Source organism: Akkermansia massiliensis (genome assembly GCF_023516715.1).
Lineage (GTDB): Bacteria > Verrucomicrobiota > Verrucomicrobiia > Verrucomicrobiales > Akkermansiaceae > Akkermansia > Akkermansia massiliensis.
The window spans coordinates 267,686-289,910 of the sequence record NZ_JAMGSI010000001.1 but is presented as its reverse complement, the minus strand read 5'-3'; the positions used below and the strand labels follow the sequence as shown (position 1 = coordinate 289,910).

Genomic DNA, 22,225 nt, shown 5'->3' with positions numbered 1-22,225 from the left:
AATTATGAAATTACATCAGAGAATACAAAGAATTTTAATCGCGTGTCTGATTTCTTTATCATCAGTCTATGGAAAAGATCGGACTATAGAATTTTCTGACCAACTGCCGCCGTGTCCCGCAGAATATCTTACTGATTGCCTATTAGCTTCTGATGGTTCAATCTGGATAACGAGCGAAGGACAGGGAATCTACTGTCTGAAACCTTTGGAAAAAGCGCAAGCGGGAAAAGAAAGCTGGTTGGACATATCCTATTATCATGGTCTTAAAAAAGAAACCAATTATTATTCCATTGCTGAAGATAAACAAGGTCGCATCTGGGTTGGCACGGATAATGAAGGGGTATCAGTATTTAATGGAGAGAAATGGAAAACCTACAATCGTGAAAATGCTTTGCTCGGTGAACGTATTTTTGACATAGCCGTATCTCCTGTAACTGGAGACGTTGCTATTGCTACCTCCGGTGGAGTGAATGTCTTTAAACCACAAACGAATCAATGGCTCAATCTAACGCGTGCAGAGGGTTTGGTGGAAGATCAAGTAGAAACTCTTGCCTATGATGATAAAGGAAACCTTTGGCTGGGTTATGCATGTGGAGGTGTTTCTCAATTATCTGAACAACAGAATTATAAGATTATCAATACTGAACAGGCAAAGTGGTACTGGGACAAAGAGAACCGGGTACGCCAACCTATAGAAAGTTTTGGTTCAGGTCTTCCTTCGAATTTATGTAATACAATATTGCCAACAAAAAAGGGCGATATCCTTTTAGGAACTAACAGTGGCTTGGCCTTCAAAAAAGGTACAAGTAGTTGGAAATACCTAAGGGGAGAAGATTGTCGTGACAAAAACCAGGGATTATGGAATGTCAAAGTGGACCGGGATATTTCTTCCAAAGCAGGAGTGTCGCTCCTACCGGAGGACTATGTTACTTGTTTAGCGGAAACCAAGGAAGGATGGTGGATTGGATTCCGCCAAAAGGGAGCTGTTTTAATTAATCCGCTCAATCTGAAAAAAAATAAATTAGGTATATTCCCAAAAAATATTAAGAATCCCTTTGTGAAATCGTTGCTTACTTTACCAAACGGAAGCGTATATGCAGCAACGTATGGACATGGCATTATCAAAATACACGAAGAGAAGAAAAGAAATCAATTAAAAGTCGCTGAGAGAGAGGATTTTCCATCTTTCCCGCCTATTCCTTCTATTAAAACTCGTGATGAACTGAATCAAGAAGCAGTTAAACTTAACCAAGTTGTTGATGAGGAAAACAACCATAAGGTAAAAAAAATCCCCTATGCTGTCGCATGGAAAGAGGACTGGGCGACAAAAGGAGATTGGTATGGATATTACGGCAAAGATTATGCTCTCCTGTGCGGGACCTGCAATATGGGAAATGATATTATAGCCAATTTGGATGTTAAAATTGATAGCAATCAAATATTAGGATTTCATAAGCAGAAAGAAGATTCTTTGTCTGTACGTCCCCATAATGATAATGCGTCATTAAATCCTAATGTACTATTTAATCCGAAAACAGGTACGCGTATAGCAACAGAATGGTCCGATAATGGAGAAGAATACGCATCTAAATTTGATGGGCCCGATATTTGGACAAGTATACAAGTACCAGAAGGATACCATTCTTGTTCACTGTATTTTTATAATTATCAAGGTAAAGATCATAATATAGGAACTTGGAGGGATTTTATTATTGAAGTTAGATCCGGAAAACTTGATGAAGGAGAAAAAATTCAAATGGCTCCAATTCTTGCACGTAGCCGAGTGAAGGATTTCCATGGTAGTGGTGTCTACAAAACATTCATTCTGTCCGGTCCCGAAACTTACAGCATACGAATTCTTAATAATTATTCAAGCGATGCTATACTAAACGGGCTTTTCATTAGCCGCATGGATCTTTTAAAAGAAAAAATGAATAGTATATTTAATAATAAAGATGTTTTTCTTCTTAATAAAAAAATCCCGATTACACCAAAGGGAATTTCTCAAGAAAGAAGTTTTCTCTTATCTTTATACCGCCACTTGAATGCAATAGAAAAAGAAACAGAATTTAAAAAAATATTGAATATATGGACATCGGAAGATCATGAAGCAGTGCAAAAAAAATTCTTGGAAGAGTGGTATCACAAACAAGATGAATATGCTATATACAGGTCACAAGAATTCTTTCCATTTAGTCCTAGAACATTACCTCTCACTGTAGATGAATGCGAAGTAATTGAATACATGGGTCTCGATTGGAAAAGTTATCTACCAAACAGTAAAGTTAAACCAAAAATTGAACTGGTAGAACTGCAAGAGAAAATTTCTTCTATGAGCCAAGCTGAACTAGATAAATTAAAAAATCAATACCAGAAAAAACTTATAGAAGAAATCTCGAAATCATACAAAAATAGAAATACAAAAGAAAATGAAGACTAAATTATTATGTATCATATTCTTGTCAATCCCAACTGTAATGGCATATGAAATGCGGTTATCAGGGCCAAATATCTGTAAACAAGATACAATATATCCTTATGAAGCTATCATGAAGCGCGAAAATGACGATAAGAAAAAAGGGAATTTGAAAGAGCTAAAATATGAGTGGTTTCTTCCAGGATTTATTCCAGAGAAGGCAGATGAAAAGACTCCAATAGCTAAAGTGCGCACCCCCAAAGTTGAGGCATTTTCTCCCGATCCTAAAAAATGGCCCAAAGCCTCAGCAGCATGTAATGGCAAAGCTATTTGGTCGCGAAGACCAGTACAAGAAGTCAAAACATCTAACCGAATAGATGTAACAATATCTCCACAACAACTAAGGTAAATAATATCAGGGGACTTGCCGTATTCCTATGGCAGTCCCCTATTCTAAGCAAGTTACTATTTATTTGCAACGGAAAGGCCATACCACCCTTCCCCGAGCAGCTTCACCAAGGTGAAGGAATATTCCCCCTTGCGGTTGGGCTCCTTGCTGCGGGAAAGCAGGACGCGCACGCGGAGCATGTCAAGTTCGTCATTAGCGTTCAGCACCCGGTATGGGGAATGCTCCATTTCCTCATTGATTTTAAACAGCATAAACAGTCGCTTGCCCGTTTCCGATTTTCTGGGAACATAAACCATGGGCCGCGCAATGCTGCGCTCCTCCGACCCGTTCATTCCGGGAGCGATCAGCTTGAACGCGTAGTTGTCCTTATTCTCCGACATGCGGTCCCGGATCATCCACACGCGGAATTCCGCGATGTCCTCCCCTTTTCCACGGACAAAATCCTCCCAGTTCACCGGCTGGTAGCGGGCGAACTGCTGCCAGTCCAGCTTCCAGGCGCCATCCTGTCCATCCTTGAAAAAGCAGAATTCCATGTCGGGCGTCTTTTCAAAGCCTATCAGCAGCTGGGCGCAGGGATGCCCCTCCACCTCAAGCACGGCGAAACTTTTAGGCCCCACGGGCTTGCTGGCAATCACCTCAGGCGGAGATACGGCGTAATGCCTGACCATCAAAGGAAGCGATTGCAGGGAATTCCACACGAAGGAGGATTTCTGGACCACGTCCGGAGCGCTCAAATATTTCTGCGCCTCCACCAGGCAATTGCGCAGCAGGTCCTGCCGCTCCATCGGGGGGATGTGGCAGGGAGGCCAGAAACTGTAGTCCACCTTGTCCTTCAGCGTGGCCTGCAATTCCCCGGACAGCATCTCCGGCGTGGCGCAAATCCGCGCGGCGGCCCCTGAATCCCGAGATGCCTGGCGCTTCTGGAGCCAGAAAAAAAGGCCGCCGAAAAACAGCCCCAGCGCCATCATGAAGAAGATGACGGAAAGAATGCGCCCCAGCGCGCCGCCCGCTTTTCCGCCGCTCCTGCGCGCGGCAGGGGAAAGGGGCGGTTTATTGTCAGATAAATCACTCATTTTAAACCGGAAATACCCACAGAAAACAACTGCGGAAGGATGGTCAAACACTACCGGAACGCCAAGGGTAACGCAACGATAAAAAACAGACACATTTTTTTATCCCTTCCGGAGAAAATTGTTTCACATCCACAAGCGGGTGATGTACATTAAACCGGACGAGTTTCAAGAACTCCCACCTTACCTTTCACCCCTCCCTCTTTTTAACGCCATGTTTGGATCATTCACCACCGTTCCCGCCCCCAAGGGCAACAAGAATCCTGAATCCACCCCCAGCTGGATGGACGTAGCCAAGAGCCAGGACACCCCCGAACCGGTTGCGGAAGCCGTACCCTCCCCCGCTTCCTACGCCCCCACTACGCGCGTCCAGCAACTGACCCGCAACGTGCTGAACTCCGACGTGGAGGTTGTCGGCTCCCTGCGTTTTTCCGACGACCTGCTGATTGACGGCACCGTTGAAGGCGACATTTCTTCCGAAGGGGTGCTCTCCGTAGGCCAGAATGCCGTCATCCGCGCGGAAATCAACACCAAGTCCGTCATCATCCACGGCAAGGTCATCGGCAATGTAACGGTTACGGACCGCGTGGAACTGAAAAGCACCGCGGAACTCGTAGGCGACATCCAGGCCGCCTCCCTGGCTATTGAAGGCGGCGCGATCTTCATCGGCCATTCCACCGTAGGCGCCCCCACGGTAGGCACCGCCGGAGCCTCCGCCGCGAAGAAAGCGGCCCCCGTTCATACCTTCACTCCGGAACCGGAAGCCCCCGCCCCGACCAGCCAGAGCACGCTGGACATTGACGCGGAATAAGAAAAACCTTCCACCAGCCATTTTCAGGGGCGTCAAAGGAACGGATCGTTCTTTTGCCGCCCTCTTTGTTCCATGACTCCCTCCTTCCATCCCGTTCCACGGACCAGCAGCGCGCCTTCCGGGAAAATCAGGCGTCCCGCTCCGGCCCCGCCCTGGACGCTCCCGGCAGCCGCGGAAAGGAGGCCTGCGCCCACCCGGGAGGTGGAATGCTTTTCCTGCCGCAAAAACACTTCCGTTCCCGTCACGGCCGTTTCCGCCAGATGCGGGCACTGCTCCGCCTACATCAAGCTGGACGACGTTATCCTGCACAGCAGGACGCACAGAACGAAGGTGCAGACCTGCGGAAGCGTCACCGTGCAGGCCAATGCAGACCTGAAGGGACTGAACATCGAATGCCGGGACCTGGTCTTATACGGCAGGGCGTCCGGCGATTTTCTGTGCCGGGGCGTCTGCAAGATCAAAACGGACCAGCACATCTCCGGCTCCATCTCCGCCCGCAGGCTGGTGGTGGAAAAAAAGACGACGGTGCTGGTCACAGGAGCCATCCAGGTGGAAAACATCTGGATACAGGGTTCCCTGGAAGGAACGCTCACGGCGGATGAAACCGTTACCATCCACCGGCATGCCAAATTCCTGGGGGACATCACGGCGCGCCGCCTCATCATTGAGGAAGGGGGGGCGCACCAGGGCTCCTTTACCCGGCTTACGTGACATGAACCTTCCCATCTCCATCCGCGGCGCACGCCAGCACAACCTCCGGAACCTGGATCTGGACCTTCCATCCAACAAGCTGATCGTGTTCAGCGGCCCTTCCGGCTCCGGAAAATCCTCCCTGGCGTTCGACACGCTTTTCTCCGAATCCCGCAGGCGTTTCCTGGATTGTCTTTCGGCACGGGCCAGGCAGGGCATGGAACAGCCGGAAAAGCCGGAGGTGGACAGCATCACCGGACTGCCCCCGGCCCTGTGCCTGGAACAATCCGCCAGGCAGCAGAGTTCTCGCACCCTGCTGGGGAGCATCACGGAAATTCTGGACTACCTGCGCATCCTGTATGCGGCTGCCGGCACTCCCCATGACCCGGAAACGGGCAAGGAACTGGTGCGCAAAAGCCCGGACCAGATTACGGAGGAACTCGTCTCCCTGCCGGAACAGACGCGCCTGGTCCTGGCCGCTCCGGCGGAAGCCCTGCTGGCCCAGGATCCTGCGGCGACTCTGGGCGACTTCCAGCGCCAGGGCTTTCTGCGGGTCTATTGGAACGGGGAAATGCAGGATATTGAGGAAATAGGCTCCCCGGCTCCTCCCCCGCCGGATGCCGCCCTGGTCATCGACCGCATCATCGTCCGCGGGGAAAACACGGCCTCCCGCCTGGCGGACTCCCTCCAAACGGCCCTCCGGATCAATCCGGACGAGGTGCGGGCCATCATCACCAGGCCGGGGGAAGAAACTACCGTCCAGGCCTTCCATACCCGCTACCGCAACCCGGAAACGGGCTTCCTGCTTCCCCAGCTTACGCCCCGCCATTTCTCCTTCAACTCTCCACTGGGCGCGTGCCCTTCCTGCCAGGGCTCCGGCCTGAATGAGCGGGAAAAAGGCCCATGCTCCGCCTGCGGCGGCCTGCGGCTCTCCCCCCTGGCGCTGGCCGTCACCATGCACACGCCGGACCGCGCCTATAACCTGGCGGAACTGACGGCTCTACCGCTGGAAGACATGGCCGGAGAGCTGGAACGGCTGAAGACGCCCGCCTCCCTGGCGGCGGCGCTGGACCCGCTCATGAAGGAGATCAACAAGCGCGTGCGCTTCCTGAACGAACTGGGCCTTTCCTACCTCTCCCTGGACCGGCAGGCAAACACTCTTTCCGGCGGGGAACTGCAAAGGGCGCGCCTGGCCTCCCAGCTGGGCGGCGGTCTTTCCGGGGTCCTTTACATCCTGGACGAACCTACTGCCGGACTTCACCCCGCCGATACGGACCGCCTGCTCCGCGCGCTCCGGACGCTCCGGGACCAGGGCAACACGGTCCTGGTAGTGGAGCACGACGAACAAATTCTGAACGCGGCGGACCATCTGGTGGACATGGGCCCCGGCTCCGGCACCCACGGCGGCCGTATTCTGGCGCAAGGTCCCCTTCCGGAAATTCTGGAAAACGCCGAGAGCCCTACCGGAGCATGGCTCTCCGGCAAACGGAGCATGCCCGCCTCCGGACACAGGACGGTTCCCACCGGGCATCTGGTCCTGGCCGGGGCGGACAAGCACAACCTCAACAACGTCACCCTGAACATCCCGGTAGGCACGCTGACCTGCATCTCCGGGCCCTCCGGTTCCGGAAAATCCACTCTTGTCCGGGACTGCCTCATTCCCGCGGTCAGGCAGGACATCCCCGGGAAAAAGGGCGTTCCGCGCCGCGTGCAGGGCTCGGAACACTTCAACCGCCTCGTCGTCATCGACCAGTCGCCCATCGGCAGGACGCCGCGCTCCACGCCGGCCACAGCCACCGGACTGCTCCAGGTTCTGCGCCCCCTTTACGCCCAGCTCCCTCTTTCCAAGCAAAGGGGATACACGGCGGCGCGCTTTTCCCCCAACATCCGCGGGGGGCGCTGCGAACGGTGCCTGGGCACGGGCATGATTGAAGTGGACATGAACTTTCTGGGCAACGTCACGATGCCCTGCGACGCCTGCCAGGGCCAGTGCTACAACCGGGAAACGCTGGAAGTCACCTGGAAGGGAAAATCCATCGCCCAGGCGCTGGCGCTGACGGTGGATGAAGCGGCGGAATTCTTCTCCTCCCTGCCCCGGGCCGCCGCTATCCTGAAAAGCATGCAGGACGTAGGCCTGGGATACCTCAGCCTCAACCGCCGGGCAGACACCCTCTCCGGCGGGGAATCCCAGCGCATCAAAATAGCCGCGGAGCTGGCCAAGGCCCCGGCCTGGAAACTGGCGGAGGACGGCAAGCGCGCCCTCTTCATTCTTGACGAACCTACCAGCGGCCTCCACTTCAATGAAGTGGCCCTTCTTCTGACGGCTCTTTTCCGTCTGAGGGACGCCGGGCACACCATCCTCTGCGTGGAACACCACAAGGACCTGCTGAACGCCGCGGACTACCTGGTTGACATGGGCCCCGGAGCCGGAAGACATGGCGGAAACATCGTGGCGGAAGGAACGCCCGCCGCCGTAGCAGCCATGCCGGAAGCCCCCACGGCGCCGTGGCTTCTCGCCCGTTAAGGAAGAATAATTATTATTATCTTGACGTTTTTCAGGCTTTTATCTAGCAATATGGGAATTCCTCTCTGCTTTTCCGATGAATCCCCGTTCCTTTTCCCTAGCGCTGCTGGCGCTGTTTCTTCTTCCTGAAACACTCCATGCCACGCCCGTATTCCTTGAAAACGTCTCCGAATCCGGCGGATGGTATGACTGCAACAAGAAAACCAAATGGAAGTGGGGCAGCGGTTCCATGACAGACCGTCCTTCCGGCTACTACAGCCCGGACAATCCCGTAGACAGCCAGCTCTGCTGGGCAGCGGCGGCCTCCAACGTTCTTCAATGGTGGCAGAATACCAGAAGCGACCTCTCACCTACGACCCCCAACGGAAAATCCTCCACTTACGGCAACATGCCGGAAGCCTGCCAGCTGCGCATTTACCAAACCCTGGCGACGAGCTGGACTGACAAGGGAGGGTCCGTGGAACAGGCTTACAACTGGTGGTTCAACGGAGGAATGCTTCCCTCCGCCTTTTATGGGACCGACTCCACGATCAGGGACAACCCCTCCTCCGAAGGAGGCTACTGGAAAGAGCTGAACCTGACCGTGACCTACGACAAGTGGGGAACGCCGGACAACACCCCGCTATTCAATTCCTACACCTTCTGGGAGGGCGATACCAGGGACGGAATCTACAGCGTTTTGAAAAACAGCATCAACAACAACTGGGGAACCACGCTCAGCATCGGCGAGTACGGAACCGGCCACGCCATCACCATGTGGGGCTATGATATGGACGCGGACGGGAACCTGATTATCTACCTGACGGATTCCGATGACTATGCATTGGGAATGTTCCGGCAGAAAGTTATCGTGGACGATGAGAAACACATCTATCTGACCAGCGTGGACGGTGAAAACAACGTGTACGGCTATAATTACGGTGAAGCAGGCCTGACCGGCACGCGGCTGGGCGAACTTCAAAGCTTCACCGCCCCGCTGGGAGACCTCAGGATTCCGGAACCCGGCACTGGAATTCTCTCCCTCTGCGGCGTATTCCTTGCCGTGTCCCGCCGCAGGCGCATCCTGCGGTAAGGCCATCCGAACTCCTTTCTCTCTCAAAAACGGGTCTTGATTCTTGCCGGGGAAATGTGCAGAATCGGGAAACGCATAAGTTCAGAAGAGCATGAATTGTTCCAATGTTCTCCAGTGCGGTTACCTGTGAAATGAATGACGCTTCCAACAACCACGGCGAGCTGGAAAGCACCGTCTCGACCTATTCCGTCGACATAGAAACCCTTCAGCAGATAGCCCTGAAAGGAGACGCCCAGGCACTGTTTCAACTGGCGATCAGTTATGAACAGGGGCGCGGGGTAGCAGAAAACCAGCAGGAAGCCTTCTACTGCTACCAGCAGGCGGCGGAACTGGGCCACGTGACAGCCCAGCTCAACCTTGGCTGGGCCTACTCCAACGGCATAGGCGCCCCGCAGGACAATGACAAAGCCTTTTACTGGTACCGGAAAGCCGCCGAGCAAGGCCATCCCACCGCGCAATTCGACCTCGGATTCTGCTATATCAACGGGCTGGGCGTGGAAAAAGACGAAAACCAGGCCATCACCTGGTACAAAAAAGCGGCGGAACAGGGTCACGCGGTAGCCCAGCTCAACCTCGGCTGGATTTACGCCAACAGCGCCAGCCAGAAAAACTGGGAACAGGCCGTGTACTGGTACAAGCAGGCCGCGGAACAGGGGGATCCCCGTGCCCAGTACAACCTGGCCTGGTGCTACGGCAATGGAAGCGGCACTCCCCGGAATCCGCAAAAAGCCGCCTACTGGTATGAGGAGGCCGCCATGCAGAACCACGCTACGGCCCAGTATAACCTGGGCTGGTGTTATGAAAACGGTTTCGGCGTGCAGCCGAATATCGACAAGGCGCTGGTATGGTACCACAAATCAGCCCTCCAGGGCCAGATCACGGCCCAATACACGCTGGGCTGGTGCTACGGCAACGGCCGGGGCATGGAAGTGGACATGGCCAAAGCCGTCCACTGGTACACCAAGGCCGCCGAACAGGGCCATACAACGGCCCAGCTCAACCTGGGGTGGTGCCACCTGAACGGCAAGGGAACGCCCGTCAACCGGGAGGAAGCCTTGAAATGGTATCTCAAGGCGGCGGAACAGGGCAACGCCACAGCCATGTTCAATGTGGGCAACTGCTACGCCCACGGCTACGGCATTCCGCAGGATGACGAACAGGCGGCGGAATGGTACCAGAAAGCCGTCAGGCACGGCAACAAAAAGGCCGCCAGCGCCCTGCGCCACCTGGCCTCCAAGCAGGAAAAAGAGAAAAAACCGGATGCGGAGGCCTGAAAAAACGCTTCTTCTTTTTACAAGAATCGGAGAATCCCTTTTCGCAGCGCAGCAGCCATCAAAAAACGCAGGGAAAAAACATATCCCCATGGCTTAAAGAAAAAACGTCCGCCTGGGATTGAAGGCCCCCGGCCTTCATCAAGAAGCCGTTGCATTCCATCACCGCCGCCTCTTCCTCCCACCGTCCGCCGGGCCTTTCCGGGACAACCTTTCCACCGCCTCCGGTAGCCGTGTTGCGCCATCGCCGCCCAGCACGACGTCAATATCCTCAAGAGCGCGAATCAGATCAATCACTTCCCGCCGGGGCAAGGCCCCACCCGCAGACATGCAGAAATGAGTGCGGCACGCCAGCGGCCTTCCCTGGTAAATCATGCACTTCCCCTGCCCGTTCAGAAATGGGCAGCTTCCGTCCGGCGGCAGCTCCACGCGCGTGCGTCCGGCGGCGCGCCACGCCTTCCAGGCCATCCACGCCTCCCCCAGCGTCACATGCGGCGTCTCTCCTGTCAGCCGGAACCGGCAACAGTCCGCCACGCCCGTGCAGGAACGCTGCGCCCGGGAAGCCCGGAGAGCGCCTTCATCCAGAAGGCGCCGCACTTCCATCAGCATTTCAGCGGAGGGAACAGCTCCCTCCGCTCTTCCATGACGGCACTTTCCCGGTGCCATGACTGCGGCGGTTAATGCGTCAGGCCATCGGCCTTCGCCTGGTTCCAATACGCGTACTCGGAACGGTTGAAGTCCACATACTCCGGAGACAAATCCGTGGTGTACACCGTATGGGAAAACTCGCCCCGGTTCAAATTGATATCCACCTGGAATGCGGAAACCTGCACGGCCTGCCGCAAATCGTCCGACGGAGTATCCGCCTGCATGCCGCCGCGGCAGGCGGCCAATCCGGCGATGTCGATGTCGATCTTCTCTTCATCCACCTTCGCACCGCAATAGCCCACGGCATGGATAATGCGCCCCCAGTTGGGATCGTTCCCGTTCCAGGAACTCTTCACCAGGGATGACTTGGCGACGGCTTCCGCCGCCTTCTTCGCTTCATCCTCCGTACGGCCTCCGGTCACATGCACGGTCACAAACTTGGTCACGCGTTCGCCGTCCTGCACGATATGCTTGGCCAGCTCCAGCATCACATGGGCCAGAGCCTGCTGGAACGCGTAAATATCTTCCGGGGATTCCAGCTTCACGCCGGAAGCGCCGTTCGCCATCACCAGCACCGTGTCGTTCGTGCTCATGTCGCCGTCGATGGTGATGCAATTGAAGGAACTTTTCACGCCGGACTGCACGCACAGCTCCAGCACGTCGCGGGAAATGCCCGCGTCCGTCGTAATAAAGCACAGCATGGTAGCCATGCAGGGATTGATCATGCCCGCGCCCTTGCAGCACGCGCCGATGCGCACGGGCCTGCCCTGCACCATGAACTCAATGGCAATGATCTTCTCCTTCGTATCGCTGGTCATCACGGCCTGGGCCACCTCGTGCCCCTTGTCGCGGGAAAGGCCTTCCGCCAATTCCGGGAACTTCGGGTAAATGCGCATCATGGGCATCGGCAGGCCGATCACGCCGGTGGAGCACACGGCCACTTCCGCAGGCTTCAGCCCAAGAAGTTCCGCAACGCTCCTGCACTCGCCCCTGGCGTCTTCCACACCCTGGGCTCCGGTACACGCGTTCGCATTCCCGCTGTTCGCCACGATGGCGCGGATATTCCCCTTCCGGAGGTGCTCCCGGCTCACCTTCACGCAGGCGGCCTGCACTCGGTTGGTCGTGAACGTGCCTGCGGAAACGCAGGGTTCCGTGGAATAAATCAGGGCCAGGTCCAGGCGCGTGGCCGTAGGCTTCTTGATGCCGCAGCTTACGGCGCTCCCCACAAAGCCCTGAGGCGCGCAAACGCCCCCGTCAACCGGAATATAGGATGAATCATTCATCGTCTTGAAGTGCCTTCCAGCGTATCAAAAAACTACAGGACCCACAAGCCTTCCGTTTCATCGAACCCGCACATGATATTGAAGGACTGGACGGCCTGGCCGCCCGCGCCTTTCACCACATTATCCTCCGCGCTCATCAGAATCACGCGGTTCGTCCGGGGATCATGGGCCCAGCCGATGTCCACGCAATTCGTCCGCGTCACATTCTTGGTATCCGCAGGCTGGTTGCGGCCCAGAAGGCGCACGAACGGAGCCGCCGCATAAGCTTCTTCCAACAGGCGGCCGACGGACTCGGGATCCGCTCCCTTCTTCACCCTGGCCGTAATGGTGGAGCAAATGCCCGTATTCACGGGAATCAAATGGGGGGTAAAGGACATCACCACCGTCTTCCCGGCGGCATGGGAAAGCTCCTGCTCAATCTCGCTCAAATGGCGGTGCTTCGGCACGCCGTAAGCATGGAAACTCTCATTGCACTCGCAGAACAGCAGGGGAATGGACGCCTTGCGCCCTGCGCCGCTCACGCCGCTGCCGGAGCAGACCACGACGTCCTCCGGCTCCAGAATGCCGGCCTTGAACAGGGGAATCAGGGGAAGAAGGATGCTGGTGGGATAGCAGCCGGGGGAAGCTACGATGCGCGCCCGGGCAATCTCCTCCCTGCGCCACTCCGGAAGGCCATACACGGCCTCCTGCATCAGGGCCGTATCCGGATGGGCGTTGCCGTAATACTCCTCGTACACTTCCGGGCTGTCCAGGCGGAAATCCGCGCTCAGGTCAATCACGCGCACGCCGCGGTCCACCAGGCCGCGGGCATAGGAAGCGGCCACGCCATGCGGCAGCGCCAGGAAAGCCACCTCCGCGCCCGTGGCGGCAATCGCGTCCACATCGGAATCCGTAAACTTCAGGTCGGAACCCGGAACCTGCCGGAAACGGGGAAACACCTCCCACAACGGCTGTCCGGCATACTGGCGGGAGGTAGCGCACACCAGCTTCACTCCGCGGTGATTCAACAGGATGCGCAACAACTCCTGTCCGGTGTAGCCACTGGCCCCGACGACTGCAACTTGAACTTGCTTCATGACAAAAAAGATATGCTATGAAAAAAGACTCTTGCCAACACTAAAGTTTTCCTATATACACCTCGCCGTCGCAAGACACGGCCCCGGTCGGTCCGATTTTATCGGGTTGTAGCGCAGTCTGGTAGCGCACCTGCATGGGGTGCAGGGGGTCGCAGGTTCGAATCCTGTCAACCCGACCACTTTTAACCGCTGTAAGTTGAAAAGCTTACGGCGGTTTTTCATTTTCAGGCATATTGAAATAATTGCCGTCCACCTGCCTCTCAACATCATGGGGATGTGGGTCTTTCTATCCATGAGCCCGCGTCAATGCGGAAAAATTAGGAAAAGGAGAAAAGCACGTGGAATCGTTGTATTCTGCCCATTTGGCGTTTCCGCCTGACGTTGCATGCGGGATGACTTCTTTTTGAAATACATGCAAATTCCTTTCGCAAGGTGTCTGTCCTGAAACAGGTTCCCGAATAATCAGGAGATATGTATCCCAGGAAAAACAGGATGTTCACCAGCCGGGGTTATCCCGAACCAATTAGACAACAATCATGAATGAGATTATCACGATTAACGGAATCCTGATGACCACGCAGAATGAATTTTCCGCTCATGCAGGAAACGCAAGCATTCACGTCACGGCACAGGAAAAGGAAAAATGGAACTCAGGCGGTCAAGGACCTAAAGGAGACAAGGGCGATCCGGGAGCCCCGGGACCGGAAGGCCCCCAAGGCCCCAAGGGTGAACCCGGCATCCAGGGCCCTGCCGGTCCACAGGGCCCCAAAGGGGACAAGGGAGATAAAGGGGATGCAGGTCCCGAAGGTCCGCAAGGTTCCAGCGTGCCTCCTGGCTGCTTCATGTGGTTCTGCGGCAGCACAGCCCCGAACGGCTGGCTGGAATGCAATGGCACGACTCTCCAAATCAGTCAGTATCCGGAATTGTACGCGGCAATCAGCACCACCTATGGCGGCGATGGCGTAACTACCTTCGCCCTTCCCGACTTGACAAGAGACAGCGGGTTGTTCATCCGTTCCACTTCTACAGAGAGAACTGTAGGCAGCGTGCAAGGGGATGCCATCAGAAACATTAAAGGAGCCTTTGGATTTTTGGGAACTGGTAAATCTCAAGGCTGGGCGACTAATTTAGAAGGCGCCTTCGGGTATATCCAAGACACGACAAATCGAAACACAGTTTCTATGTCAAGTACTGGCACGTTAAACAATACTACTAAACAATGGACTTTTGATGCATCCAAATCTGTACCCACTGCTGAAGAAAACCGTCCCGTCAATATAGCCTTCATGCCAGTCATCAAATACTAAGACAAATTTCAAGGACAGTCCTACGGACCGTTTCAACCGCTGCAGGTACCAACCTGCAGCGGTTTTTCTTTTTCTCAAAGAAAATCCTGGCCGCCTCTCCATGCGATAAAAACCATTCTCCAAATAAAGGATTCTTCTTTTATATTGTTAGCTCTTGAAGCCTTTGCTATAGAAACGGGCATCCGTTGGCCAGCCAGTACCACCAAATGCTCCAGCCGCCTGTTCCGGAAAAACAACTTCATTGACACAGGGAGTAACTCATATGAAAAAAATCCTGTCGTTTCTCACCATTTCACTGGTTTCCCTTCTCTCCGCCCAGGGAGCGAATACCCCCAGCGGCAGCATTCCCTTTGAGCTGGGCACTGCCAGCCGTATTTACGTGAAGGGGAGCGTCAATGGCAGCCGTCCCCTGCGTTTTCTTTTTGATACCGGAGCCACATCCATGGTCATCAGCACCAATTCCCTGAAAGGCGTTCCAATGGAATTCAACGAGACCGTCGTCAACCATGGCGCCACGGGGTCCGATGAAGTACGCGGAAGCACGGAGAACAAATTCACCATCGGGGGACGAAGCCTGGAGCACGTTCCCTTTATTGCCATTCCCTATTCACCGGACCAGTGGGACGGCGTGCTGGGCCTCTGGTTCATCCAACGGCAGGTAACGGAAGTGAATTACACGGACCGGAAGATTTACCTGTACCCGCACGGTTCCTATACGCCGCCGGCGAATGCCATCCGCCTGAAGATTGAGTACGTGATGGGCGTTCCGATTGTCCCCGCACAAGTGACGGTCAACGGAAAAACCCACCAGCTCCGTTTATCCGTGGATACCGGCTCCGACCGCGTTCTGGACCTCAATACGCCTTTCATCAAAAAACATCATTTGCTGGGCAGCCAAAAGCCCTTTTCCACTTCCCGCATTTCCAGTTCGGACTCCCATACCGGGGTTCTGGAAAACGTCATGTTCGACAGCATCCAACTGGGCGGCTGCAAGCTTCCGCTCATCCCCGGCGCCTTCTCCACCGTCACCAGCGGTATTCAGAGCATCGCGGAAATGGACGGCGTCATGGGCAACAACCTGCTGAAACGGTTCAACATGGTCTATGATTCCCGGGAAGGGTATATTTACCTGATTCCCAACAATCTGCTTTACACTCCGTTTTATGATTGCCTGCTCCGCCCGCAGCCGGACGCGGCCTTTTCTTCCAGAAAGTAAGGCATTCCGGCACCACCCCTACCCTACCGGGCGCTTCCGCGCAGGTTGATGATGCGGGTGCAGAGGTCCACCAGCCTGTTCCCCATGCGGGAATGCAGGACCCGGTAGATGCCGAAGAGGGCGCACCGCACGCGGAGATCGTTCCCCTTGGCAATGTGTCTCAGCAGGCGGAAGGGGGATTCCGGGGATTTGACGAACTCACGCCATTCATATTTGTCCAGCAGCGCCCGGACGGCGTCCAGGGCCTCCTTTTTTTCTGCCGCCGTCTGGTTCAACAGGTTGGAGGAAAAGAGCTGGATACTGCCGTTCAGCCAGTTCAGCACCGTAATCCCGGCTCTTTCCAGCACGCCCTGTTCCCGGTAGGCCGCCGCAATCAGGTCGATGCGTTCCAGAGCCGGATAAAAGCCGGAACCCTTTTTGTCCGGGGCCTTGTACACGTTCACCAGGGAGTCCGGGCGGGTAGGACGGTAGATGTACAGGCAGTCCGGTATTTTCACGATTCTTTTCACATAGGGCTGGAGCAGGTTGTTGAAGAGGGCGTCACTGCCCTGCTTCATTCCGGACCGGAAGCGAAGACCCGTCTTTTTCAGGAATTCCGCCCGGTACAGCTTGTCCCAGCACAGTTCGCTGAACGGCCCCATCGTCGTGAAGTCATAGTTACCGCAATGCCATTCCGGGCATTGCAGGCCGTTGAGCATGCTCCAGCGGACGGAGAGGGGCATGTCCCCCGCAATCGTCGCCCCCATGCACGCCACGTCCGCCCGGTATTCCTCCGCCGCCAGATACAGGCGCTGGAACATGACGGGGGAAATGTAGTCGTCCGGGTCCACAAAGCCGATGTATTCCCCGGAAGCCGCATCCAGCCCGGCGTTCCGCGCCGCCGCCACGCCCGCATTCGGCTGGTCGATGACGACGAACCGTTCATCCGCGGCTTCATATTCCCTCAGGATGTCCAGGGTTCCATCCCCGGAGCCGTCGTTGATGCAGATGATTTGAATGTCCCGGAGCGTCTGGGCACAGACGGTATCCAGGCATTTTTTCATGAAGGGGGCTACGTTGTAGCAGGGAATGATGATGGAAACGAGCGGCATGTTTTTATGAAAATAAAGGTTAGCATGATGAAGAAGAGTTTAATTGACGGAAGAGGTCCATCCACGCGGCGCAGACGGCATCCATCGCATAACGGGCCGCCTTGTTCCGGGCGGCTTCCCCCATGCGGCTCCTTAGCTCCGGCTGTTCCATCAGCCGGATGATGGCGCGGGCCAGGGCGTCCGTATCCCCGGGAGGAACCAGCAGGCCGTCTTCTTCCGGGGAAATGACGTCCCGCGGACCGCACGGGCATTCAAAAGCCACGCACGGCACGCCGCACGCCATGGCTTCCACCAGCACCATGCCGAAGCCTTCAAAGAGGGAGGGGAATACCAGCATGGAGGATTGAAGCAGTTTTTCCCGCACCTCCCCTGTGGCTCCGCGCAGCAGCACGTTTTTTTCCAGCCCTTTTCCCCGGACCAGGCGTTCAAGAGAACCGCGCTCCGGACCGTCCCCCCAAATTTCCAGTTTCCAGTCCGGATGAACGGCGGCCACTTTTTCCCACGCGCGTACCAGCAGGCCGAATCCCTTCACCGGAACCAGCCGCCCAACGGCCACAGCCCGCGGACGTTCCAGGGGAGCAACCCGCTCCGGCCGCCATACGCACGGATTGGGGATGACATGCACTCCCCGCCTGCCCTTCCAGTTTTCTTCCCGGTCCTGCCGGGTGAGAACGACGGTAGCGTCATAGGTTCCCCTGCGGAGGCCGAATTCATAGAAGTCGGAAAGAGCAGCCATTACGCGCGCACGGATTCCCCCCTGAAGCCGCGCATAGTCCTTCCGGTACGTTCCGGAGTAGTGGAATTCGCGCACGGTTTTCCACGGCTTGTCGCGCGACAGGCGCGGTATCATGAATTTTTCCGACTGCCCGACGGAGACGACTATATCCGGACGGAGTTCATCCAGCGCCTTCCGCAGAGCTTTCGCATGCCTCCTGCGCCGGACCAGAATGCCCTTCAGCACATACAGGAATCCCTTCCAGTCGTCCTCATAGTAGTTCACACCCAGGTGAACCACCTTCACGCCCGGAGGGAGGGAGGAAGCGGTCCGCCGGGAATCATTGGCCGTCACCAGCATTATTTCATTGCCGGGGATGGCAGCCAGGGCGGCAGCCTTGGCGCGGGTCACGGCCTGAATGCCGCCCGCCGCGTCCAGATCATCCAGTACATAGGCTATTTTCATTTCCGTTATTCCTTTCTTCCGTTTTTGGCCAGAATAAGGCCCGTCAGGACCACTCCGAACGGCAGGGCCGCCAGAGTCAGCAACGGTCGCGGTGATTCCCGCAAAAAACCCGGATTGCGGGCCAGCAGGGAGGCGGAGACGTAATGAACCGCCTCCATGAACCGCCGACGCCGGGAGGGCTGGTATTTCATTCCCTCCTTCCGCAGAAAGGCGAATCCCCGCGGGTTGAGCACGTATTGGCGGAACATGTTCCTGGAGGAGCCGTCCTCCCGGTATTCCACCAGGCAAAGCACCTTGTTCATCGTAAGCAGCGGGGCGACGCGGTCCGCCAGCATGTACTTGTAGCCCAGCCCCACGTATTTTTCACCGGGAAAGACGGGATACGGCGGCAATTGCTTCATCAGCGCGGTGCGGTACACCAGCTTCTTGTCTCCGCGGCCTCCCGCCGCATAAAACCCGGTCAATGTGGTTTCCTGCACATCCCCTGCAAAGGCCGTGCCGATGAGTTCCCCCGTCTTCACGTCCGCATCCAGCCCTGCCAGTCCGGCCACACGGTCACTTCCGTGACGTTCCCAGAATTCCAGAATGGAGGCCACGGCGTCTTCCGGCATCAGGTCGTCGGAATCCAGGCAGACATTGAGTTCCGTGTCCATCAATTCATACGCGGCATTGTGGGCGGCATGCATGCCTCCGTTTTCCTGATGGTGGCAGCGTATGTCCAGCGCGCCTTCCCGCATCCATTCCTTCACCAGTTCCTTCGTGCCGTCGGTGGAGCCGTCGTCCACCACCAGCCAGATAAAATCACGGCAGGTCTGCCGCCGCAGGCTTTCATAGCAGTGGCGCAGGCAGTCCGCCCTGTTGAAGGAGGGCGTGAAGACGGTGAGCAGGGGGTTCATGCTTCACCTCCCTGTGACAGATAGAGTTCCTGAAGCTTTTCCGCATTGCGGACGATGTCCAGCCCCGCTTCACGGATGAAGGCGGACGCATCCGTCCGTTGCCAGCCGTCCGCCAGTTCCGCTATTTTCCGCGCCCAGGCGGCGGGGGATTTTTTCAGGGACATAAAATTCACATGGCCCGGGACCACCGCTCCATCCCCCGGCACCCGGTCGGACGCCACCACGGGCAGCCCCGCCGCCTGCGCTTCCAGCATCGCAATGCCGAAGCCTTCAAACCGGGAGGGGAAGACAAAGACATCCATCCCCTGCACCAGGGCGGCAACGTCATCCCTGCCGCCCAGCAGGCGGATGCTTCCGTCCCATTCAGGCCGCTCCGCCTCCTGCCGGATCCTGCCCTCTCCTTCCCCGCCGCTTCCCACCAGCGCCAGCAGGGCGTCCGGCCTTACCGCCAGCAGGGCGCGGAAGACGCGCAGCAGGAATTCGTGGTTTTTGGGCCAGGAAAAATTGCCGATGTGGCCCACTACCAGCCTGCCTTCCCAGCCCATTTCCTTCCGCACCCGCTCCCGGACCTCCGGGGAATAGGTGAACCGCCCCGCGTCAATGGCGTTCCGGACGACGATGGCGTCACGCGCGCCCCTGCGGCCGAAAAGCCAGCGCCCGCACAGTTCGTTGCACGTGAACCGGTGGGTCAGGCAGGGACGCATCAGGTGCTTGAGCACGAAGCGGAACAGGGAGTTTTTATCAATTCCTACCGGAGAGCTGTGGGCATGCGCCGCAATGAAAGGAATGTTCCGCGCCGCCGCCTCACGATATACCCAGTAGCCCAGCTCGGAACAGTGGCCGTGAACCATCCTGTATTCCGGATGTCCGTCAAAAAAAGCCGCTATTTTTTCCTGATACGCCGCCAGACCGCGCAGGGTGATGGGCGGCAGCCTGTAAATCCGCCCTCCCAGCCTCCGGATTTCCTCTTCATAAATGCCGGGCGTCTCCCGGTGCACCAGAAAGTCAAACTGGAGCCTGCTGCGGTCCATGTGGCGGTAATAATTCATCACCATCGTTTCCGCTCCGCCGCGGTTCATGATGGTGAATACCATGAGCACTCGTTGAGGGGTCATTTTGCCAGAATTCTTTTAATGGTCAGAAGGAACAGGTACAAACCGGGCACGCATCCCAGTTTCACGGTCAGGAAAAACGCTTTCCAATGCGGGGGGAGAGGCGCCAGAGGCAGCTCCCTGACCGCCGTCCGGCACCAGTCCCGTTTCAGCAGTTCATGGAGAATACGGCATTTCCGGAAGGAGGAGGCCGGAGCGTCGCAGACGTTCAAGCCCAGGAAAATGACGGAGAGCGCCATGCGGTTCCGCAGGGCCTGCTCCGCTTCCGGATAAGCTCCGCTTTCCCGCACCTGCCGCTCCATCCGGCGGAAGAGTTCCTCCCACTGGTCCGCCAGCTCCGGCTTGTACCGCTTGGTCAGGGCTCCCGCCGCCGTCTTCCGGTAATGGTAGAAGGTGGTGGGGATGTACACCGCCCTGCGGGCCGCCCGGAACAGGGAAAGATTGCAGAGCACGTCTTCCGCGGAGCCGATCAGGGCCGTGTCCACGAAGGAGGCTTCCCCTTCCCGGAACAGGGAACGCCTGTAGAGCTTGCCCCAGGCCGTACCGTAGGAGTCCAGCCGTTCCGGACGCCCCAGTTCAGCCCCGGACGGCCCCAGGAGCCGGTTCCTCAGCCATTCCATGGATTCCCCTTCAAACACCCGCTCCTCGCGCCAGAACAGCACCGGGGCGGACGCCGTTCCATATTCCCTGGCATAGCTCCAGAACACGATGTCCGCGTCCCTTCCCAGCATGGCTTTCATCGCGTCCGCGCAGGCGTGTTCGTCCAGCCAGTCGTCCGCGTCCACAAACATCACGCATTCCCCTTCCGCCAGCTCCAGCCCGGCATTCCGGGAGGCGGACAAGCCGGAGTTTTCCCGGCAAGCCACCTGCACCCGGCCATCCCGGCGGCGCAGTTCTTCCAGCATGTCCCCACTGGAGTCCGTGGAACCGTCATTCACGCAGATGACCTGAATATCCCGGTACGTCTGGTTCAGAATGCTTTCCATGCAGCGGGAAAGATAAGCCTCCGCGTTATAGACGGGAACGATGACGGAAATCACGGCTTGCCTCCTTTCCTTTCCTGAAGGATGCGGCGGAACAGGCCGTCCCATTGGGCCGCCACCGTTTCAGCCGCGTACCGCTTCACATTTTCCCGCGCTTTCGCGGCCATGGAGGAGCGCAGTTTTTCATTCCCCATCAGAAGTTCCAGGGCGGAAGCCAGTTCCGCCACCTTTCCCGGCCGCGCCAGAAGGCCGTCCTCCCCATGGCGGATGATGTCGCCGGGACCGCAGGGACAGTCAAAGGCCACGCACGGCACGCCGCACGCCATCGCCTCCGCCAGCATCATGCCGAATCCTTCATAGCGGGAAGACATCGCACAGATGGAAGAGGCCAGATACTCCCGCATGATCTCCCGCGTGGGGGGATGCAGCAGGAAGCTTTCCTCCAGCCCTGCGGCCCGTATCTCTTTCCTCAGCATCCCTCCGTCCTTTTCCGCTCCGAACAGCTCCACCTTCCATTCCGGAAATTTACCGTGCGCCTTTTTCCAGGCGGCCAGAAGCGCTCCGTAGTTTTTCTGGGGGGAAACCTTGCCGACGGCAATCACCCTTTTTTCTTTTCCGGAAGAGGGTGCCTCCGGATAAAACGGCAGGGGATTGGGAATCACCTCCACATTCGCCATGGGCCATTCCTCCCGGTTGCCGGGCGTCAGCACCACAAAACGGGAGAAGCGTTTTCCCAGGAACCGCATCAGGGCGAATTCCAGTTTCATGAGAGCGGAAGATTTCAGGCCGTCCGCCTGAATCAGCCGGGAAACGTGGCGTTCATAGACCACGGGGCAGCCGCAGCCCGTCAGCAGGAAGGGAATCCAGAACCCCTTGAAGCCGTCGTCGCAAACGGAAACGACAGCAGGCTTGGCGGCGCGCACCGCCTTCCGAACGCCGCTTGCCCAGGCCTTCAGCCTCGCGGCGGGATTTCCCTGCATGCGCACGTCATGGACGTGAATGCCGGGCCAGAAGTCATAAAAAGGCTCCTTTCCTTCTTCATTCAGCGTCAGGATATGGATTTCATCCCCGTACCGTTCCGCCAGCAGGCGCGTCCGGACGGAGAGCACCCGTTCCAGCCCTCCCGCTCCGGCGATGCCGTTGGTGATATACAAAAGCCGTCTTCCCATG

The 22,225-nt window shown here is 56.7% G+C and carries 19 protein-coding genes and 1 tRNA gene; 10 read left to right on the top strand and 10 right to left on the bottom strand.

What is annotated here, in order from left to right; all coding sequences use genetic code 11:
- Positions 1 to 4: 4 nt before the first annotated feature.
- Both M8N44_RS01275 and M8N44_RS01270 read left to right on the top strand, forming a co-directional pair.
- On the top strand, positions 5 to 2,440 hold the full coding sequence (locus M8N44_RS01275) for a ligand-binding sensor domain-containing protein (protein WP_102722587.1): 2,436 nt from the start codon (positions 5 to 7) through the stop codon (positions 2,438 to 2,440).
- Positions 2,430 to 2,825, top strand: a complete 396-nt coding sequence (locus M8N44_RS01270) for a hypothetical protein (RefSeq protein ID WP_146020139.1) — start codon at positions 2,430 to 2,432, stop codon at positions 2,823 to 2,825. The genes M8N44_RS01275 and M8N44_RS01270 overlap by 11 nt, the downstream gene beginning before the upstream one ends.
- A 56-nt stretch (positions 2,826 to 2,881) precedes the next feature.
- On the opposite strand, the gene M8N44_RS01265 is transcribed toward M8N44_RS01270, so the two are convergent.
- The gene (locus M8N44_RS01265; protein WP_102722588.1) at positions 2,882 to 3,898 is read right to left on the bottom strand and encodes a hypothetical protein; all 1,017 of its coding nucleotides are present in this window, start codon (positions 3,896 to 3,898) and stop codon (positions 2,882 to 2,884) included.
- A 211-nt stretch (positions 3,899 to 4,109) separates the two neighbouring features.
- Here M8N44_RS01265 and M8N44_RS01260 point away from each other — a divergent pair, with 211 nt between their 5' ends.
- The 5 genes from M8N44_RS01260 (at position 4,110) to M8N44_RS01240 (ending at position 10,266) form a co-directional block, all read left to right on the top strand.
- The gene (locus M8N44_RS01260; protein WP_022396162.1) at positions 4,110 to 4,706 is read left to right on the top strand and encodes a bactofilin family protein; all 597 of its coding nucleotides are present in this window, start codon (positions 4,110 to 4,112) and stop codon (positions 4,704 to 4,706) included.
- Positions 4,707 to 4,778: 72 nt separating this feature from the next.
- The gene (locus M8N44_RS01255) at positions 4,779 to 5,417 is read left to right on the top strand and encodes a polymer-forming cytoskeletal protein (protein WP_102728891.1); all 639 of its coding nucleotides are present in this window, start codon (positions 4,779 to 4,781) and stop codon (positions 5,415 to 5,417) included.
- A 1-nt stretch (position 5,418) separates the two neighbouring features.
- Entirely contained in the window at positions 5,419 to 7,920 is a 2,502-nt protein-coding gene (locus tag M8N44_RS01250) for an excinuclease ABC subunit UvrA (protein WP_102722590.1), read from the top strand.
- Positions 7,921 to 7,996: 76 nt separating this feature from the next.
- On the top strand, positions 7,997 to 8,992 hold the full coding sequence (locus M8N44_RS01245) for an IdeS/Mac family cysteine endopeptidase (RefSeq protein ID WP_102722591.1): 996 nt from the start codon (positions 7,997 to 7,999) through the stop codon (positions 8,990 to 8,992).
- Positions 8,993 to 9,123: 131 nt separating this feature from the next.
- Positions 9,124 to 10,266, top strand: coding sequence for a tetratricopeptide repeat protein (locus M8N44_RS01240; protein WP_180971835.1), 1,143 nt, complete (start codon positions 9,124 to 9,126; stop codon positions 10,264 to 10,266).
- A 159-nt stretch (positions 10,267 to 10,425) separates the two neighbouring features.
- On the opposite strand, the gene M8N44_RS01235 is transcribed toward M8N44_RS01240, so the two are convergent.
- From M8N44_RS01235 to argC, 3 genes are read right to left on the bottom strand one after another with little or no spacing between them, the layout of a single operon-like run.
- Positions 10,426 to 10,929 (bottom strand): YkgJ family cysteine cluster protein, encoded by a 504-nt coding sequence (locus M8N44_RS01235; RefSeq protein WP_102728892.1) that lies wholly within the window; start codon positions 10,927 to 10,929, stop codon positions 10,426 to 10,428.
- An 11-nt stretch (positions 10,930 to 10,940) separates the two neighbouring features.
- The gene (gene argJ / locus M8N44_RS01230) at positions 10,941 to 12,194 is read right to left on the bottom strand and encodes a bifunctional glutamate N-acetyltransferase/amino-acid acetyltransferase ArgJ (RefSeq protein WP_022396168.1); all 1,254 of its coding nucleotides are present in this window, start codon (positions 12,192 to 12,194) and stop codon (positions 10,941 to 10,943) included.
- Between the two features lie 32 nt (positions 12,195 to 12,226).
- A complete protein-coding gene (gene argC, locus M8N44_RS01225) occupies positions 12,227 to 13,270 on the bottom strand; it encodes an N-acetyl-gamma-glutamyl-phosphate reductase (RefSeq protein ID WP_102728893.1) in 1,044 nt (347 codons plus the stop codon).
- Between the two features lie 102 nt (positions 13,271 to 13,372).
- Between argC and M8N44_RS01220 the strand changes: the two genes are divergently transcribed.
- The 3 genes from M8N44_RS01220 to M8N44_RS01210 all read left to right on the top strand — a co-directional run bounded on the left by M8N44_RS01220 (position 13,373) and on the right by M8N44_RS01210 (position 15,793).
- Positions 13,373 to 13,449: transfer RNA gene (locus tag M8N44_RS01220), tRNA-Pro, on the top strand.
- A 357-nt stretch (positions 13,450 to 13,806) separates the two neighbouring features.
- Positions 13,807 to 14,577, top strand: coding sequence for a phage tail protein (locus M8N44_RS01215; protein ID WP_102728894.1), 771 nt, complete (start codon positions 13,807 to 13,809; stop codon positions 14,575 to 14,577).
- Positions 14,578 to 14,839: 262 nt separating this feature from the next.
- A complete protein-coding gene (locus M8N44_RS01210; RefSeq protein ID WP_102728895.1) occupies positions 14,840 to 15,793 on the top strand; it encodes a retropepsin-like aspartic protease in 954 nt (317 codons plus the stop codon).
- 23 nt (positions 15,794 to 15,816) lie between these two features.
- Here the strand turns inward: M8N44_RS01210 and M8N44_RS01205 are convergent, their stop codons facing one another.
- From M8N44_RS01205 to M8N44_RS01180, 6 genes are read right to left on the bottom strand one after another with little or no spacing between them, the layout of a single operon-like run.
- Complete coding sequence (locus M8N44_RS01205) at positions 15,817 to 16,884, bottom strand: glycosyltransferase family 2 protein (protein ID WP_102728896.1); 1,068 nt, start codon at positions 16,882 to 16,884, stop codon at positions 15,817 to 15,819.
- Positions 16,885 to 16,903: 19 nt separating this feature from the next.
- The gene (locus tag M8N44_RS01200; protein ID WP_102728897.1) at positions 16,904 to 18,064 is read right to left on the bottom strand and encodes a glycosyltransferase family 4 protein; all 1,161 of its coding nucleotides are present in this window, start codon (positions 18,062 to 18,064) and stop codon (positions 16,904 to 16,906) included.
- 5 nt (positions 18,065 to 18,069) lie between these two features.
- Positions 18,070 to 18,960: a glycosyltransferase family 2 protein gene (locus M8N44_RS01195; protein WP_102728898.1), complete on the bottom strand. Its 891-nt coding sequence runs from the start codon at positions 18,958 to 18,960 to the stop codon at positions 18,070 to 18,072.
- Positions 18,957 to 20,075, bottom strand: coding sequence for a glycosyltransferase (locus M8N44_RS01190; RefSeq protein ID WP_102728899.1), 1,119 nt, complete (start codon positions 20,073 to 20,075; stop codon positions 18,957 to 18,959). The genes M8N44_RS01195 and M8N44_RS01190 overlap by 4 nt, the downstream gene beginning before the upstream one ends.
- Positions 20,072 to 21,112, bottom strand: coding sequence for a glycosyltransferase family 2 protein (locus M8N44_RS01185; RefSeq protein ID WP_180971702.1), 1,041 nt, complete (start codon positions 21,110 to 21,112; stop codon positions 20,072 to 20,074). The genes M8N44_RS01190 and M8N44_RS01185 overlap by 4 nt, the downstream gene beginning before the upstream one ends.
- Entirely contained in the window at positions 21,109 to 22,224 is a 1,116-nt protein-coding gene (locus M8N44_RS01180) for a glycosyltransferase family 4 protein (protein ID WP_102728901.1), read from the bottom strand. Before M8N44_RS01180 ends, M8N44_RS01185 begins: the two co-directional genes overlap by 4 nt.
- Position 22,225 lies beyond the last annotated feature (1 nt).